The sequence below is a fragment of the Roseateles sp. T103 genome (assembly GCF_057219915.1).
The window spans coordinates 13162-29055 of the sequence record NZ_JBXVVS010000007.1 but is presented as its reverse complement, the minus strand read 5'-3'; the positions used below and the strand labels follow the sequence as shown (position 1 = coordinate 29055).

The following is a 15894-nucleotide window of genomic DNA, read 5'->3' as shown; positions in this document are numbered from 1 at the left end:
CTGCTCCGTGTCATTCCGGCCCTTGCACGGCCTCCCTTCTTTACCTGCGCAGCGCGCCTGCCCACCCTCCTGCTTGCCGCGATTTCGGTGCCTTGCGTCCCTGCGCAGGCTCGCCTGGTGCTGGAGCCGGGATGCGGGTGTGCGCTCTTGCGCAGGTAAAGAAGGGAGGCCGCACCGCGGCCGGAATGACACGGAGCAAGGGCGCGCACCCGCTTCCCGGCGGACGCCTTCCCCGATGCAGGCATTCTTCGACGCAACTCACAACACGAGCTATGCCTTCGAACGCGAAGCCGTTTCGGGGCGTCGGCGGCCGATAATCGGGCCACCATGCCCGAATTCGCTGCCGACTACATCAAGCGTCACATCCGTACCGTGCCGGACTGGCCGGCACCCGGGGTGCAGTTCCGCGACATCACGCCGCTGCTGAACAACCCGCGGGTGTTCCGTGTGCTGATCGACCAGTTCGTGCACCGCTATTTCGACGTGCGACCGGCCGCGATCGCGGGCCTGGACGCGCGCGGCTTCATCATCGGCTCGGTGCTGGCCTACGAGCTGAATATCGGCTTCGTGCCGATCCGCAAGAAGGGCAAGCTGCCCTTCCGCACGGTCGAGGAGACCTACGAGCTGGAGTACGGCAGCGCCACGGTGGAGATGCACACCGACGCGGTGAAGGCCGGTGATCGCGTCGTGCTGGTGGACGACCTCGTCGCCACCGGCGGCACCATGCTGGCCGGCGCGCGCCTGCTGCAGCGCCTGGGCGCCGAGATCATCGAATGCGCCGCCATCGTCGACTTGCCCGAGCTCGGCGGCTCGAAGAAGCTGCGCGACGCGGGCCTGAAGCTGTTCACGCTGGTCGACTTCGAGGGGCATTGATGGCCAAGCCGATTCCCCGCTTCAGCCCGGAAGAGATCCAGCGCATCGTGCAGACCGCGTTCGCGGACCGTCCGCCCTACCAGCGCGTGCTGATGGAGCATGGCCTGGGCGAAGGCCAGCTGGTGCAGCTGATGAAGCGCGAGCTCAGCGCCAGCGCCTACAAGGCCTGGGTCGCCCAGGGCAAGGGTGTGAAGGCGCCGACCACCAAGGCCAAGTGGCCGCACGGCCGCTAGTGTCCTGAGTTCGAAGCTCATCGAACAAACGGCTGTGCACAGAGCGCAGGCGGGTGGGCAGGCCCGCTGCTCCGTGTCATTCCGGCCCTTGCACGGCCTCCCTTCTTTACCTGCGCAGCGCGCCTGCCCACCCTCCTGCTTGCCGCGATTGCGCTGCCTTGCGTCTGTGCGCAGGCTCGCGTGGAGCCGGGAGGCGGGTGTGCGCTCTTGCGCAGGTAAAGAAGGGAGGCCGCAAGGCGGCCGGAATGACACGGAGCAAGGGCGCGCACCCGCGTCCCGGCGGACGCCTTCCCCGATGCAGGCATTCTTCGACGGACTTTCGACACTAGCTGGCCGCGCGCCGCAGGAAGCGGCCGAAACCGCTCTCGCGCCCGAGTGTCGGGACCGGCTCGTCGTTCTCGAACGCCAGCCGCCCGTTGATCCACACCGCCTTCACCACTCCGTCGCTGCGGTTCACCACACGCGGCAGGCCGCCGAGCTCCTCGAACGGCGCCTCGGCATAGGTGTCCAGCTTGGCCGCGCGCAGCGCCTGCGGATCGATCAGCACCAGGTCGGCCTGCGCGCCCTCGCGCAGCCGGCCGGCGTCGACGCCGAACCAGTCGGCGATCTCGCCGGTGAGCCGCCACACCGCCTTCTCCGGCGCCATCACCGCGTTGTCGCGCGCGGCCAGCTGCAGCAGGCACAGGCCGTAGTTGTAGAAGGCCATATTGCGCAGATGCGCGCCGGCGTCGGAGAAGCCGACGATGGCCGAGGGGTCGTTGAGATTGGCCGCCACGCGCAGCGGGTTGTGGTTGCCGATCACCGTGGACCAGCGCAGCTGGCGGCCGTGCTCGACGACCAGGTCGAGAAAGGTCAGCGCCTCGTGCTCGCCGCGCTGCTGGGCCACCTGCTGCACGGTCTTGCCGACCAGGCTGCGGTCCGGGCAGTCCAGGATGTGCGCATCGCCGAAATCGCGGTGCCAGACGCGGCCGCCCCAGCGGCGCTGGTACTCCTTGCGGAAGGTCTCGCGGTAGGCGGCATCGTTGAACAGACGGTTGCGATCCAGGTCGCGCGTCAGGTGCAGCGCGGCCTCGCCGGCGGGGAATTCCTCGAAGACCACGAAGTCGATGCCGTCGGCATAGACCTTGAACGGCTGCGGCAGCGCCTGCAGCCGGAAGGCTGCACCCAGCACCTGGTTGAAGAAGCGCGCGCCGGCCGCGGTGAGGCGGTCCAGCCCCGGCCTTGCCTTGATGTCCATCAGCGTGATCAGCGTGGTCTTGAGCCGCCGGCGCAGCCCCAGGCCTGCCGAGGTGATCATGTAGAACACCGCGTTGATCGGGTTGTTCAGATTGGGTGCCGACTGCAGGATCGCGCCGCGCCGGCGCAGCAGCTTGTGCAGGCGGCGGTACTCGCGCCAGCTCGCATAACTCGAGGGCAGCGCGGCCGAGCGGAAGCGGTCGCCGTCGACCTTGTCCCAGGGGTTGGTCATCGCCGACAGGCCCAGCAGTCCTTCGTCGATGGCCAGGTTCAGCTGCTGCTCCATCTGCTGCATCTCGGCTTCGGTCGGCCGCACCTTGGGGTCCACCGAACGCCCCAGGCCCATCACCGCGGCGCGCAGGTCCGAATGGCCGAGGAAGCTGGCCACATTGGGGCCCAGCGGCAGGCTCTGCAGGTGCCGCACATAGCCGGCGGCATCGCGCCAGGTCTTGATCCGCTGCAGCACCGGCAGCACATGCTCGCGCGGAATGGACTCCACGCGGGTGAAGATGTCCGAGGCGTCCTCGGGCTCGCAACAGACCATGCTGATCGAGCAGCTGCCGACGAAGCAGGTGGTCACGCCGTGGCGCACCGATTCCTGCAGGCTGGGCGCGATCAGCAGCTCGGCGTCGTAATGGGTGTGGATGTCGATGAAGCCGGGCGTGAGCCACAGGCCCTGGGCCTCGACGACACGCTGTGCGAGCTGGGGGTCCAACGGCGTCGGGCTGATCGCGACGATGCGGCCGCCGCTGACGGCGACGTCGGCCAGCACCGGCGGCGCGCCGCTGCCGTCGAAGACGCGGGCGCGCCGGATCAGCAGCTCGCAGGGGCTGTCGTGCATGGGGTGTCTCCTCGCTTTTTGAGTGTGGCGGCCGCTCCATGGCGGCGTCAGCGATGCTAGAGGCGGCGCGGCACGAATGGCAATCGGTCCGCGCCCGGGGGCGCCGCGGGCTGCACCCAAGGGGCCCAGGCGTTGCTACCATCAGCCACAGCGCAGCGGCCGGCGCGCCCGGCGGCGGCCCCATGGCTCATCAGCAAGGAGTTCGGCATGAGAGTCTGGTTTGCAGGCAGGACACTGGCCCTGGCGCTGGGCAGCGTCGCGATCGCGCCGCACGCGCTGGCGCAGGCTGGCTCGTCGCTGACCGTCTACGGTCTGGCTGATGTGGCGGTGGAACTCAGCGAGGCGGGCCGCGGCTCGTTCTGGCGCGTGGTCAGCGGTGGCAACCTGGGCAGCCGGCTGGGCTTTCGCGGCAGTGAGGATCTGGGCGGCGGTCTCTCGGCGGTGTTCCGCATCGAGGCCGGCATCAACCTCGACGACGGCACGGCGGCGCAGGGCGGTCGCGCCTGGGGCCGGGAGGCCTCGGTGGGCATTGCCTCGCGCGAGGCTGGCACACTGGTGGCGGGGCGCATTCCGATGCCCTACAACATCGCGCTGGTCGCGGTCGATGCCTTCGGCTGGGGCGGCTCGGGCGGGCAGATCGCCATCGGCCGCAATGATCCGGCGCTGCGCCCCATGCTTGCGCTCGGCCTGGCAGCGCGCGTGGACAACGCGCTGCGCTACAGCAGCCCGAACTGGCAAGGCCTGAACCTGCAAGCGATGGCCTCGCTGGGCGAGGGCTCGACCAGCATCGGCCGCGGCACGGGCTTTGCGGCGCGCTACACGCAGGGCGCCGTCGATGCGGTGGTGTCGACCCAGCGCCTCAACGGCGCGGGCAATCTGGGGGCCAGCGGCAGCGTGCAGGGCCTGGTCGTCGGCGGCAGCCTGAAGCTGGGCGCCAGCCGCGTATTCGCCGGCCTCACCGACGAGCGCAACAGCTGCAGCACCGGTTGCGGCGGGCTGCAGCGAGTGTCCGGCGCGACGACGGCGCGCTTTCGCCTGCTCAATCTGGGCCTGCGCCAGCCGCTGGGCGCGGCCTTCACCGGGCTTGCGCAATACACGCGCGTGCAGGATCGCTCCACCTATGCCGTCGCCACCGGCGACCGCGATGCCCACTGGTGGGCCCTGGGCGGCGAGTACGTGCTCTCCAAGCGCAGCATGGTTTATGGCTCGATCGGCACGGTGGGCAACCGCAACGGTTCGAACTATGTGCTCGGCAGCGGCAGCGCGCTGCAGGCTGCCGGCGTGATCGGCGCCGGCAATCCGCGCGCCAGCACCGCGCAGCTGGGTGTGCGGCACAGCTTCTGAGCGCCAACGCGAGCCTGTGATGCTGGACGACTGGCGTGGCCCACGGGAAATGGCAGCCTCGGCTGGCCGATATCGGCCGATCTGGGCGTGCGGGTCGGTGCAGCATACGCCGGCATGGGCTTGGCACAGGGGCCAATCGCGGTGATCGGCTTGTGGCCCCCATGCATTGCGCGCCGTGCCGCTTGAGTCGCAGGGCTTGCCACAGCACCCCGCTCCAGCCATGTTGAAGTCTCGACTCGCGCCCCTCCTCACACCGGCGATCGCCATCGTTGGCTTTCTGCTGAGCCTGGCCCTTGGCGCCTGGCTGCAGGCGATCCACAACACCGATGCCAGGGAGCTGTTCGAGCGCCATGCCGACCGGGTCGAGGATGAGATCAAGCGGCGCCTGGGCATGCCTCTCTACGGTCTGAATGGTCTGCGCGGCATGCACCAGGCCATGGAACCGGTGTCGCGCGCCGAGTTCCGAGCCTGGGTGCTTGCGCGCGAGATGGATCTGGAGTTCCCCGGTGTGCGCGGCTTCGGGCGCATCGAGCGTGTGCTGCCCGCCGAGCGCGAGACTTGGCTGGAGAAGGTTCGCGCCGACGGTGCGCCAGGCTTCGCAGTCCGGCAGCTGAGTGAGGGCATCGATGGTCCGTCCTATGTGATCCGCCTCATCGAGCCGGTGGAGCGCAATGGTCCGGCAGTCGGGCTGGACGTGGGAAGCGAGCCCAGGCGCCGCGCGGCGATCGAGCGTGCGATCGAGACCGGCGCACCGACTTTGACCCGACCGGTCCCCTTGGTCCAGGACGGCAGGCAGACACCCGGATTCCTGCTCTATGTGCCGCTCTACAAGGGTGAGCAGGCCCCCAAGGACGGCGTGGAGCGCCGTCGGATGCTGCGAGCCGTGCTGTACTCGCCGATCGTGGCGCGTGAGATCCTCGCCGGAGCCACGCGTGTTGCCGACGATCGGGTCGACTTCGTGCTGCAGACCCAGGTCGGCAAAGGTGCGCCGGAGCAGGTCTTCGAAAGCCGGCCTGCCGAGTTGCTGGCGCAGGCCTCGGCCAGCCCGCCGAGCCGCACAGCGCGGGCGCAGCCCTTGTTCCGCTTGGAACGCCGCTTCGAGATTCACGCCTTGCCTTTCGTGCTGCAGGTGAGCAGCACGCCGCAGCTTGAGCAGTCGATCGACAGGACCACGCCCGGCTTGGTGACCCTGGGCGGGCTGTTGCTGACCTTTGCCCTGGCGTGGCTGGCGAGCCTGAGCGCCAGGGAGCGTCAGCGTGCTGAACGGCAGGTGGCGTCGATGACGCAGGAGCTGGACAGGCTCGCTGCGGTCGCGCGCTATACGCAGAATGCTGTCGTGATCACCGGCCTGGACCGCCGCACGGTCTGGGTCAACGAGGGCTTCGTGAGGCTGACCGGCTACTCGGCTGCGGAAGCGCTCGGCCGCTCGCCCGGCCAGCTGCTGCAGTGTCCGGCGACCGATCTGCGCGAGGTCGCGCGCTTGAGGGCGGCGCTGGAGGCTGGGGAACCGTTCCGCGGTGAACTGGTCAATCGCAGCAAGAGCGGACGCGACTACTGGGTCGAGATCGAGATCGAGGCGCTGCGCGACGCGGCAGGAGCCGTCACCGGCTTCATGGCCATCGAGTCCGACGTGACCGAGCGCAAGGCCATGCTGCAGCAGCTCACACAAACCCGTGCCGAGGCGGCTCGTTTGGCCATGGTGGCGCGCCGCACGTCCAACGCGGTGGCGATCACGGACACGCAGCTGCGCATCGAGTGGGTCAACGAGGCCTTCACCGCGCTGTACGGCCATGGGCTGGAGCAGGCGGCGGGCCGCAGCTTGCACGAGCTGCTCGCGGGGCCGAACACCGAGGCGGAGCCGCTGGCTGCGCTGCGGGCGGCGGTCGAGTCTGGCGCTGCCTGCCGGGTGGAGCTGATCAACCGCGCCGTCGATGGCCGGGATGTGTGGGTCGATGTCGAGATGCAGCCGCGCTTCGACGCCTCGGGGCAGGTCGACGGCTTCATCGAGGTGCACAGCGACATCTCGGCGCGGCGCCTGGCCGAGGCCGAGGCCAGGCGCGCGGCCGAACTGCTGCGCAATGCCGTCGAGGCCCTCGACGAGGGCTTTGTGCTGTTCGACGCCGACGACAGGATGGTGATGTGCAACGCGCGCCACCGCGAGCTGTATCCGCATGTCGCGGATCTGCTGGTGCCGGGCGCGCGTTTCGAGGACATCGCTCGTCGCAGCGCCGAACGAGGCGCCCATCCCGATGCCATCGGGCGTGTGGATGCCTGGCTGCGCGAGCGCATGGCCATGCGCCATCAGGGCAACACGGTGAGCATCCAGCGGCTGACCAGCGGGCGCACGCTGCGCATCGTCGAGCGGCGACTGGCCGATGGTCACACCGTCGGCGTGCGCATCGACATCACCGAGCTGGAGCGCGCCCGTCAGCAGGCCGAGGCCGCCAGGAAGGAGGCCAGTGAGGCGCTGGCGCGCCTGCAGGCCATCTACGACATATTGCCGGTCGGCATCTCGATCACCGATCCGCAGGGTCACATCATCGACTGCAACCCCGCTTCCGAGCGGCTGCTGGGCATCACCAAGTCCGAGCATCTGGCCCGCAGCTACGACAGCCGGAACTGGCAGATCCTGCGCGAGGACGGCTCGCCGATGCCGCCCGAGGAGTTTGCCAGCGTGCGTGCGCTGACCGAGCAGCGTCCTGTGCATGACGCGCTGATGCAGGTCGTGACGCCGACCCGCACGGTCTGGCTGTCGGTCAGTGCGATGCCCGCCGAGCATCCCGGCCTGGGTGTCGTGATCGGCTACGTGGATGTCAGCGAGCAGCGCGCACAGCAGGCGGCGCTGATCGAGGCAAAGGCAGCGGCGGAGCAGGCCAGCGTCGCGAAGAGCCAGTTCCTGGCCAATATGAGCCACGAGATCCGCACGCCGATGAACGCGATTCTGGGCATGCTGACCCTGCTGCAGCGAACCCAGTTGAACGGGCGTCAGGCCGACTATGCAGCGAAGACCGAGAGCGCCGCGCGCTCGCTGCTGGGTCTGCTCAACGACATTCTCGATTTCTCGAAGATCGAGGCCGGCAAGATGGCCTTGGATCCGCACCCCTTCCGGCTCGAGAGGCTGATGGGTGATCTGGGGGTGATCCTCTCGGCCAGCGTCGGCAGCAAGCCGATTGACCTCTTGTTCGACCTCGATCCGCGTTTGCCCAGTTCGCTGCTGGGCGACGCGCTTCGTTTGCAGCAGGTGCTCATCAATCTTGGCGGCAACGCGCTCAAGTTCACCGAACAGGGCGAGGTGGTGGTGTCGGTCCGCCGCCTTGAAGACGACGCCAGCGGCGTGCGGCTGCGCTTCGCGGTCCGCGACACCGGCATCGGCATCGCGCCGCAGGACCAGGCGCGCATCTTTGCAGGCTTCATCCAGGCGCAGGCGTCGACGACGCGGCGCTTCGGCGGCACGGGCCTGGGCCTGGCAATCAGCAAGTGGTTGGTGGAGATGATGGGCGGGCGGCTCGGGCTCGAGAGCGAGCTGGGCCGCGGCACCTGTTTCTTCTTCGAGCTGTTCCTGCCTTACGCCGAGAGCCCGCAAGAAGCGCCCATGCCTGCTGCTGCGGGGGCGCTGAGGGTGCTGGTCGTGGACGACAACGCCACGGCTTGTGCCTTGCTGCAGCAGCAATGCGAGGCGCTGGGGTGGGCTGCCGATGTGGTGCAGGACGGTACGCAGGCTGTCCACCGGGTCGCGGATGCGCAGCGTGAGGGGCGAGCCTATGACGTGCTGCTGGTGGACTGGCAGATGCCGGGCCAGGACGGCTTCGAGACGATCGCGGGCATCGATGCTGCGGGTCAACGCGGTGCAGCCACGACGGTGCTGATGGTCACGGCGCAGGGGCGCGAGCAGCTCGAACAGCGCAGGCAAGCCGATCAGGCGCTTCTGGATGCCTACCTCGTCAAGCCTCTGACGCCGTCGATGCTGTTCGATGCGGTGATCAACGCGCGCTCGGGCCGTGGACAGCTGCCACTGTCCGGACATTCGGCGCTGCAGGGTCGCCGCAGGCTCGAAGGGCTGCGGCTGCTGCTGGTCGAGGACAACCTCAACAACCAGCAGGTGGCCTGCGAGTTGCTGGGTGACGAGGGCGCTCAGGTGCGGGTGGCTGGAAACGGCGCGGAAGCGGTGGACGCTCTCGCTGGATCGGCGGCGGCGTTCGATCTGGTGCTGATGGATCTGCAGATGCCGGTGATGGATGGCTTCACCGCCACCAGCCGCATCCGCCAGGATCTGGATCTGCCGACGCTGCCCATCGTGGCGATGACCGCCAATGCGATGGCAAGCGACCGCGAAGCCTGCCTGGCGGCGGGCATGAATGACCATGTCGGCAAGCCCTTCGATATCGATCAGCTTGTCGGCGTGATCCGGCGCCATTGCGGACTCGAGGCGATGGCGGATGGGTCGGCTGTGGCTGTCGACGCTGCAGCCTTGCTACCTGCCAGCGTGAGCGCGCTGGCCGCCGACGCGGGCATCGATCTGGAGTCCGCGCTGCGGCGCATGGGTGGCAAGGCTGCTGTGCTGCAGCGACTGCTGGCAGGCTTTCTGGACGACGTTGAGCGCTTGATCGCGACGGCGACCTCTGCCATCAGCGAGCGGCGCCATGGCGAAGCGGCCACGGCACTGCATACGCTGAAGGGACTTGCAGCCACGGTGGGCATGGCACCTTTCGCTGCCACGGCCGCCGCGGCGGAAATGGCGGCGCGCCAGCACCAAGGCGAGCGCGGGCTTGAAGAGTCGCTGCCGCTGGACGCCCAGCTCAATGCCCTGGCCGATGCGTGGGCGCACAACCGGGAAGCGATGCACGAGCTGTTGCGCGTGTGGAGCGCCGAGACGGCGGCGTCCGCGCCGACAGCGACGGCGGCACTGGATGCCCCAGCGCTGAGACGGGATCTGGAGGCCATGCTGCCGCTGCTTGCAAACGCAGACATGGAGGCGCTGGATGCGCTGCAGGCGCTCGTCGAGCAGCATCCAGGCGCGGCGGGCCTACAGCTGGACGCATTGGATGCTGCCGTCAACCAGCTCGACTTCGACGCGGCGCAAGCGGTCGTCGAGCGGTGGTTGAAGGAGCTGCCGTGATCACGGCCGTGCCCCAGGCTTTCCTGATGGCGCGAGGGGGGCCTGCAGGCACAGCCTCTCGGGCGAGGCACTGAGGCCGGCCACCGAATGCGCGGCGCTTACTTGCCGATGCAGAAGCTGCTGAAGATGACGCCCAGCAGGTCGTCGGCGCTGAAGGCGCCGGTGATCTCGCCCAGCGCATCGTGCGCCAGGCGCAGCTCCTCGGCCAGCAGATCCAGCGCCGGCGGTTGCTGCGTGGCCTGGGCATGGGCGAGCTCGAGATGCTCGCGCGTGCGCCTAAGCGCCTGCACATGGCGCTCGCGGGCGATGAACTGCCCTTCCGGCACCGCGTGCCAGCCGACCTGCTCGAGCAGGCGGCGGCGCAGCGCGTCCAGACCTTCGCCGGTCTTGGCGGAGAGCGTCAGCGCGCCGGCTGGCAAGACCTGACCCTGCGCGGCATCGGCCTTGTTGTAGAGCTGCAGAATGCGCGCCGGATCCACCTCGGCCAGGCGGCTGCGGATTTCGGCATCCTCGGCCTCGTAGTCGAGCTGGCCGACGCGTGTGAGATCGTGCAGGAAGAGCACGACATCGGCCTCGCGGATCGCGTCCCAGCTGCGCGCCACGCCGATGCGCTCGACGAGGTCCTCGGTCTCGCGCAGGCCCGCGGTGTCGCTGATGTGCAGCGGCACGCCTTCGATCTGTATGGTCTGGCTGACCTTGTCGCGCGTGGTGCCGGGGATGGGCGTGACGATGGCCAGCTCGGCGCCGGCCAGCGCGTTGAGCAGTGAGCTCTTGCCCACATTGGGCTGGCCGGCCAGCACGACCTTGATGCCTTCGCGCAGCAGCGCGCCCTGGCGGGTTCGGTCCAGCACCGCATCGAGCTGCGCGGTGATGCGTTGCAGCTGGCCCAGCGCGTCGGCCTGCTGCAGGAAGTCGATCTCTTCCTCCGGGAAGTCCAGCGTCGCCTCGACCAGCATGCGCAGCTGGATCAGCGCGTCACGCAGCTTGCTGACTTCGCCGGAGAGCGCACCGGAGAGCGCGCGGCTGGCGCTGCGTGCCGCGGCTTCGGTACTGGCGTCGATCAGGTCCGCGACGGCTTCGGCCTGCGCCAGGTCCAGCTTGCCGTTGAGGAAGGCGCGCTGCGTGAACTCGCCCGGCTCGGCCAGACGGATGTGCTTGAGCGTCGGCGCGGTCGCGCCGGCCTCGAGGCAGCGCGCCAGCAGCAGCTGCAGCACCACCGGGCCGCCATGGGCCTGAAGCTCCAGCACATGCTCGCCGGTGTAGCTGTGCGGCGCCGGGAAGAGCAGCGCCAGGCCGTGGTCGATGGCGTCGCCGTTGGCAGCGCGAAACGGCAGATAGCTGGCTTCGCGGGCCTTCAGCGCGCGGCCGCAAATGGCCTCGACCAGGGGGCTCAGGTCCTGCGGGGAAGAGACGCGCACGATGCCGACGGCCCCGCGTCCGGGAGCGGTGGCGATGGCGGCGATGGGGTCCTGGTGGCGCGCGAGGAGCATCGGCGCGATTGTCGCCGATGCCTTGGCGGGTGTATGGCGCGGGGGAGGCCGGGTGCGGCGCTCTCGTGAGCTCGAACCTCGTGCCGGTGTCCCGCCCTGCCCTACTACTGCTGCAGCCGGGAGCTCTCTGCCCCGCATGGCGCGATTTGACGGCGCCGGGTGGGCAATGAAAAAGCCCCCAGGCAGGGGGACTGCCGTGGGGGCTGTGAACTATTGCAGCGAATTCGCGAGGCTCAGTGCATCACGCCCAGCTGCTTGTTGATCATCCACTGCTGGGCGATCGACAGGATGTTGTTGACCAGCCAGTACAACACCAGGCCTGCCGGGAAGAAGAAGAACATCACGCCGAAGGCCAGAGGCATGATCCACATAAGCTTGGCCTGCATGGGGTCCGGCGGCGTGGGGTTCAGCCAGACCTGCAGCAGGCTGGACAGCGTCATCAGCACCGGCAGCACGTAGTAGGGGTCCTTGGCCGACAGGTCGGTGATCCACCAGATCCACGGCGCGTGACGCATCTCGACGCTGGACAGCAGCACCCAGTACAGCGCGATGAAGAAGGGCATCTGCAGCAGGATGGGCAGGCAGCTGCCCAGCGGGTTGATCTTCTCCTCGCGGTAGATGCGCATCATCTCCTGCTGCATCTGCTGCGGCTTGTCCTTCAGGCGCTCGCGCATTTCCATGATGCGCGGGTTCACCGCCTTCATCTTGGCCATGCTGCGGTAGGCGCTGGCGTTGAGCCAGTAGAAGGCGACCTTCAGCAGCACCACCAGCGCGATGATGGCCCAGCCCCAGTTGCCGAGCAGCTTGTGCAACTGGTCGAGCAACCAGAACAGCGGCTTGGACAGCATGGTGAACCAGCCATAGTCCTTCACCAGTTCCAGGCCCGGGGCCAGCTCGGCGAGCTTCTTCTCTTCCTGCGGGCCGACGAAAAGCACATCGTCGGCGGTCAGGCTGCTGCCGGGGGCGATCTGCGCCAGCGGGAACAGCATGCCGATCGAGTACAGGTTGTTGTCGACCTTCTTGGCGTAGAACTCGCGCGGAGCCGCCGCGTTGCGCAGCCAGGCGCTGGCGAAGTAGTGCTGCACCATCGCGACCCAGCCGTCCTGCGCGCTCTTCTCGTGCTCGGCCTTGGCCTTCTCGATGTCCGAGAAGTCGATCTTCTGGAACTTGGCCTTGTCGGTGTAGATCGCCGGGCCGGTGAAGGTCGAGTAGAAGCTCGACTCCCCGGGGCCGGCCGTGCCGTCTCGCAGCAGCTGCGTGTAGAGCTGCGGCGCCAGCGGCGCGGCGGAGACGTTGTGGATCTCGTGCTTGACGTCGATGGCGTAGTCGCCGCGCTTGAAGGTGAAGCTCTTCACCAGCTTCAGGCCGCCAGCCTCGGGCGACTCGAAGCGCACGGTGAGGCTCTGCTCGCCGTCCTTGAGGCTGCGCTCGCCGGGCAGCAGCTTCATCACCGTGAGGTGCGTCGGCGCGCCAGGCACGCCGATCAGGCCGGTCTGGGCGAGGTAGGTGCGATTGGCGCTGCGGTCGAGCACGACGACATGGCCGCTCGGGTCGGTCTCGTCCTTGTGCTTGAGCAGTTCGATGCGCACCACGCTGCCGCCGACGCTATCCAGCGTGGCCTTGACCACGTCGGTGCTGACGGTCACCAGCTCGCCTGCTGGTGCGGTCGGTGCCGCAGCAGTCGGGGCAGCGCCGGCGCTGCCAGCAGCGGCCGGCAGCGTGCTTGCTGCGGGCACACCGGAGGGTGTCGGGCCGGAAGCCGCCACGGGCTTCGGTGCGGCCGGACTGAACATCGACGGTTGACCGTTGTGCTTTTGCCAGGCGTCCCACAGCAGGACGAGCGACATGGTGAACACCAACCACAGCACGGTGCGGCGTATATCAGTCATTGCGAGGCTTCAGGATTTGAGGACGAAGAGGGGCGCGCCAGTCCACAGCCGAGGCGGGTGAACAGGCGGGGCGGATTGTCGGGCACCGGGTCGTGCCCACCCAGACAGAAGGGGTTGCAGCGCAGAATGCGTGCCGCAGCCATATAGGTGCCGGCGCAGGCGCCATGCTTGCCCAGCGCCTGCATGGCATAGGCCGAGCAGCTGGGCGAGTAGCGGCAGCCGGCGTTGATCCAGGGACTCAGCAGCAGCTGATAGCCGCGCACCAGGCCCATCAACACCCGCTGCGGCAGACTGCGTCTTGGCGGGGGAGTGCTGCCGGGATCGGTCATGTCGATGCTCCGGCTACGCCTTGCGCGTCCTGGCGACGCAGCAGCTTGGCGACCAATTCCTGCAGCTCAAGTCGAACCGTTGCACGCAGTGCGTCGGACGCTGCGCTGGGGAATTGGCGGGGATCGAAAGGCGCGCGCAGGCGCACCACCCACAGGCCCGGAGCGAGTCCGGCCGCGGCTGTGGTGGTGAACGCAGCCCTGATCTGGCGCTTGATCAAGGCGCGCGTGACCGAGCGACGCGCGTTGCGCTTGGGCACCACGCAACCCAGCCACAGCCGCTCCAGTGCAACAGCGGGCATGGGTGCAGCCGGGCCAGTTGCGGCCGAAGGGCGCAGTCCGTCGTCCACAAGCATGTGAATTCCCGGTGGAGCCGCTGTTGATAACTTTGCTTCGCCTGTGGGTAACCTGTGGCCGGCCCGGCTGGGCCTGTCGGCAAGGTGGTGCACGGCGAAATGCGCGCTGAGTGCGCGGCTCGGGCTGCCGAGCACGCGCTCAAAGTCGGCCGATCGCTGGATGCGGCCGATCATCGGTGCTGCGCTGGCTTAGACAGCCAGACGCTTGCGGCCCTTGGCGCGGCGTGCGGCGATCACGGCGCGGCCGCCACGGGTCTTCATGCGCACCAGGAAACCGTGGGTGCGGGCGCGGCGGGTCTTGGAACCTTGGTAAGTACGCTTCATACAGAACCTCTTCTAGGCAAATTGGATCGAGGGCACCATCGCTGGTGATCTCGACTGATATGGGCACGTCGGTCGGGAGCGGTACATCCCTGAGCCGGAGTCATGGATGTGCGTCGCGCTGACACGGCACACCAATCAAGTCTGCCTTGCCCTCATGTCGTGCCGACGGAGCTCTGTCCGCCAAGCGCGCGCATGGGCAAGCCGTCCAGCGCCCGGAAAACCCGCGATTACACCAAAGATCTCCACCGGGGTCAACGACGCCCAAGTGCCCGCTGGGGGATTCCCTGGGCTTGACCGAGGCTGAGATTCTGTGGATAACCTCGGTTTCGGCGGCGCCAACGACGTACAATTCAGCCGCTCAAGAACTAGTTTTCCACAATGAGCCAGCAATTCTCAGGGGGCGATCTTTGGCAGCGCGGCTGTGAGCGCTTGGCTGCCGAACTCCCCGAGCAGCAATTCAATACCTGGATCCGGCCCTTGCCGCCGGCGGAGGTCAGCGAGGGGGCGGGTGCTGGGCAGCCGGGCAAGCTGGTGGTGTCGCTGCGCGTGCCGAACCGCTTCAAGCTCGACTGGATCCGCAATCAGTATGCCGGCCGCATCGAGGCCATCCTGAGTGAACTGGCCGGCCGACCGGCCCAGCTCGAGCTGGCGCTGGCGCCGCGTGAGGTTGTGGCGCGTGCATCCTCGCCGCTGCCGAGTCAGCAACCGATCTCAGTGGGCCAGGTGCTGCACAACGGGCTGCGCCCGACGTCGGTGCCGGCAGCCGCCACGCCGCCGGCAGGGTCTGCCGAAGCGCCGGTGTCCGCTCCTGTCGCGCCTGCGGCGAGCCGGCATCGCATCAATCCGGCCCTGACCTTCGATTCGCTGGTGCCTGGCCGCGCCAACCAGATGGCGCGCACCGCGGCACTTCACGTGGCCGGTGCGCCGGGCCAGATGTACAACCCGCTGTTCATCTACGGCGGCGTGGGCCTGGGCAAGACCCACCTGATCCACGCCGTCGGCAACGCGCTGCTCAAGGACAAACCTGATGCGCGCGTGCTCTACCTGCATGCCGAGCAGTTCATCTCCGACGTGGTGAAGAACTACCAGCGCAAGACCTTCGACGAGTTGAAGGCCAAGTACCACTCGCTGGACCTGCTGCTGATCGACGATGTGCAGTTCTTCGCTGGCAAGGACCGCACGCAGGAAGAGTTCTTCAACGCCTTCGAGGCGCTGCTGGCCAAGCGCGCGCACATCATCATGACCTCGGACACCTATCCGAAGGGCCTGGTGGACATCGACGAGCGCCTGACCAGCCGCTTCGACGCCGGCCTGACGGTGGCCATCGAGCCGCCCGAGCTGGAGATGCGCGTGGCCATCCTGATCAAGAAGGCCGAGGCCGAGGGTGCGCCCATGCCCGAGGACGTGGCCTTCTTCATCGCCAAGAACGTGCGCGCCAATGTGCGCGAACTCGAAGGCGCGCTGCGCAAGGTGCTGGCCTACAGCCGGTTCAGCCACAAGGAAATCAACATCCAGCTGGCGCGCGAGGCGCTGAAGGACCTGCTGTCCATCCAGAACCGCCAGATCTCGGTGGAGAACATCCAGAAGACGGTGGCCGACTTCTACAAGATCAAGGTCGCCGACATGTACAGCAAGAAGCGTCCGGCCAGCATCGCCCGGCCGCGCCAGATCGCGATGTACCTGGCCAAGGAGCTGACGCAGAAGAGCCTGCCCGAGATCGGCGAGCTGTTCGGCGGGCGCGACCACACGACCGTGCTGCACGCGGTGCGCAAGATGGGCGGCGAGCGCCAGAAGAACACCGAGCTGAACCAGCAGCTGCACGTGCTGGAACAGACGCTGAAGGGCTGAGGCCGCGCACGGGGCCCG

General features: G+C 68.2%; 11 protein-coding genes. 5 read left to right on the top strand and 6 right to left on the bottom strand.

What is annotated here, in order from left to right; translation table 11 throughout:
• Positions 1 to 327: 327 nt before the first annotated feature.
• Together AC2EBS_RS17155 and AC2EBS_RS17150 are read left to right on the top strand one after the other, a co-directional pair.
• Positions 328 to 873 (top strand): adenine phosphoribosyltransferase, encoded by a 546-nt coding sequence (locus AC2EBS_RS17155; protein ID WP_484729670.1) that lies wholly within the window; start codon positions 328 to 330, stop codon positions 871 to 873.
• Positions 873 to 1106 carry a DUF2805 domain-containing protein gene (locus AC2EBS_RS17150; protein WP_484729669.1) on the top strand — a complete coding sequence of 78 codons (234 nt, stop codon included), beginning with the start codon at positions 873 to 875 and terminating at the stop codon, positions 1104 to 1106. The genes AC2EBS_RS17155 and AC2EBS_RS17150 overlap by 1 nt, the downstream gene beginning before the upstream one ends.
• A gap of 325 nt (positions 1107 to 1431) precedes the next feature.
• Here the strand turns inward: AC2EBS_RS17150 and AC2EBS_RS17145 are convergent, their stop codons facing one another.
• Positions 1432 to 3183: an N-acyl-D-amino-acid deacylase family protein gene (locus tag AC2EBS_RS17145; RefSeq protein ID WP_484729668.1), complete on the bottom strand. Its 1752-nt coding sequence runs from the start codon at positions 3181 to 3183 to the stop codon at positions 1432 to 1434.
• A 207-nt stretch (positions 3184 to 3390) separates the two neighbouring features.
• Between AC2EBS_RS17145 and AC2EBS_RS17140 the strand changes: the two genes are divergently transcribed.
• Both AC2EBS_RS17140 and AC2EBS_RS17135 read left to right on the top strand, forming a co-directional pair.
• Complete coding sequence (locus AC2EBS_RS17140; protein WP_484729667.1) at positions 3391 to 4527, top strand: porin; 1137 nt, start codon at positions 3391 to 3393, stop codon at positions 4525 to 4527.
• Positions 4528 to 4747: 220 nt separating this feature from the next.
• A complete protein-coding gene (locus tag AC2EBS_RS17135; RefSeq protein ID WP_484729666.1) occupies positions 4748 to 9643 on the top strand; it encodes a CHASE domain-containing protein in 4896 nt (1631 codons plus the stop codon).
• Positions 9644 to 9741: 98 nt separating this feature from the next.
• On the opposite strand, the gene mnmE is transcribed toward AC2EBS_RS17135, so the two are convergent.
• The 5 genes from mnmE to rpmH all read right to left on the bottom strand — a co-directional run bounded on the left by mnmE (position 9742) and on the right by rpmH (position 14028).
• On the bottom strand, positions 9742 to 11133 hold the full coding sequence (gene mnmE, locus AC2EBS_RS17130; RefSeq protein WP_484729665.1) for a tRNA uridine-5-carboxymethylaminomethyl(34) synthesis GTPase MnmE: 1392 nt from the start codon (positions 11131 to 11133) through the stop codon (positions 9742 to 9744).
• Positions 11134 to 11366: 233 nt separating this feature from the next.
• On the bottom strand, positions 11367 to 13022 hold the full coding sequence (gene yidC, locus AC2EBS_RS17125) for a membrane protein insertase YidC (protein WP_484729664.1): 1656 nt from the start codon (positions 13020 to 13022) through the stop codon (positions 11367 to 11369).
• Positions 13019 to 13351: a membrane protein insertion efficiency factor YidD gene (gene yidD, locus AC2EBS_RS17120; protein WP_484729663.1), complete on the bottom strand. Its 333-nt coding sequence runs from the start codon at positions 13349 to 13351 to the stop codon at positions 13019 to 13021. Before yidD ends, yidC begins: the two co-directional genes overlap by 4 nt.
• On the bottom strand, positions 13348 to 13650 hold the full coding sequence (locus AC2EBS_RS17115; protein WP_484729662.1) for a ribonuclease P protein component: 303 nt from the start codon (positions 13648 to 13650) through the stop codon (positions 13348 to 13350). The genes yidD and AC2EBS_RS17115 overlap by 4 nt, the downstream gene beginning before the upstream one ends.
• A 243-nt stretch (positions 13651 to 13893) precedes the next feature.
• Complete coding sequence (gene rpmH / locus AC2EBS_RS17110; RefSeq protein WP_058937081.1) at positions 13894 to 14028, bottom strand: 50S ribosomal protein L34; 135 nt, start codon at positions 14026 to 14028, stop codon at positions 13894 to 13896.
• Positions 14029 to 14406: 378 nt separating this feature from the next.
• On the opposite strand from rpmH, the gene dnaA reads away from it, so the two are divergent.
• Positions 14407 to 15876 (top strand): chromosomal replication initiator protein DnaA, encoded by a 1470-nt coding sequence (gene dnaA, locus AC2EBS_RS17105; protein WP_484729661.1) that lies wholly within the window; start codon positions 14407 to 14409, stop codon positions 15874 to 15876.
• Positions 15877 to 15894 lie beyond the last annotated feature (18 nt).

Excerpts from the sequence above, each read along its gene's own strand:
- AC2EBS_RS17155 (WP_484729670.1), top strand. The coding sequence starts at position 328 with ATGCCCGAATTCGCTGCCGACTACATCAAGCGTCACATCCGTACCGTG.
- AC2EBS_RS17150 (WP_484729669.1), top strand. The coding sequence starts at position 873 with ATGGCCAAGCCGATTCCCCGCTTCAGCCCGGAAGAGATCCAGCGCATC.
- AC2EBS_RS17145 (WP_484729668.1), bottom strand. The coding sequence starts at position 3,183 with ATGCACGACAGCCCCTGCGAGCTGCTGATCCGGCGCGCCCGCGTCTTC.
- AC2EBS_RS17140 (WP_484729667.1), top strand. The coding sequence starts at position 3,391 with ATGAGAGTCTGGTTTGCAGGCAGGACACTGGCCCTGGCGCTGGGCAGC.
- AC2EBS_RS17135 (WP_484729666.1), top strand. The coding sequence starts at position 4,748 with ATGTTGAAGTCTCGACTCGCGCCCCTCCTCACACCGGCGATCGCCATC.
- mnmE (WP_484729665.1), bottom strand. The coding sequence starts at position 11,133 with ATGCTCCTCGCGCGCCACCAGGACCCCATCGCCGCCATCGCCACCGCT.
- yidC (WP_484729664.1), bottom strand. The coding sequence starts at position 13,022 with ATGACTGATATACGCCGCACCGTGCTGTGGTTGGTGTTCACCATGTCG.
- yidD (WP_484729663.1), bottom strand. The coding sequence starts at position 13,351 with ATGACCGATCCCGGCAGCACTCCCCCGCCAAGACGCAGTCTGCCGCAG.
- AC2EBS_RS17115 (WP_484729662.1), bottom strand. The coding sequence starts at position 13,650 with ATGCCCGCTGTTGCACTGGAGCGGCTGTGGCTGGGTTGCGTGGTGCCC.
- rpmH (WP_058937081.1), bottom strand. The coding sequence starts at position 14,028 with ATGAAGCGTACTTACCAAGGTTCCAAGACCCGCCGCGCCCGCACCCAC.
- dnaA (WP_484729661.1), top strand. The coding sequence starts at position 14,407 with ATGAGCCAGCAATTCTCAGGGGGCGATCTTTGGCAGCGCGGCTGTGAG.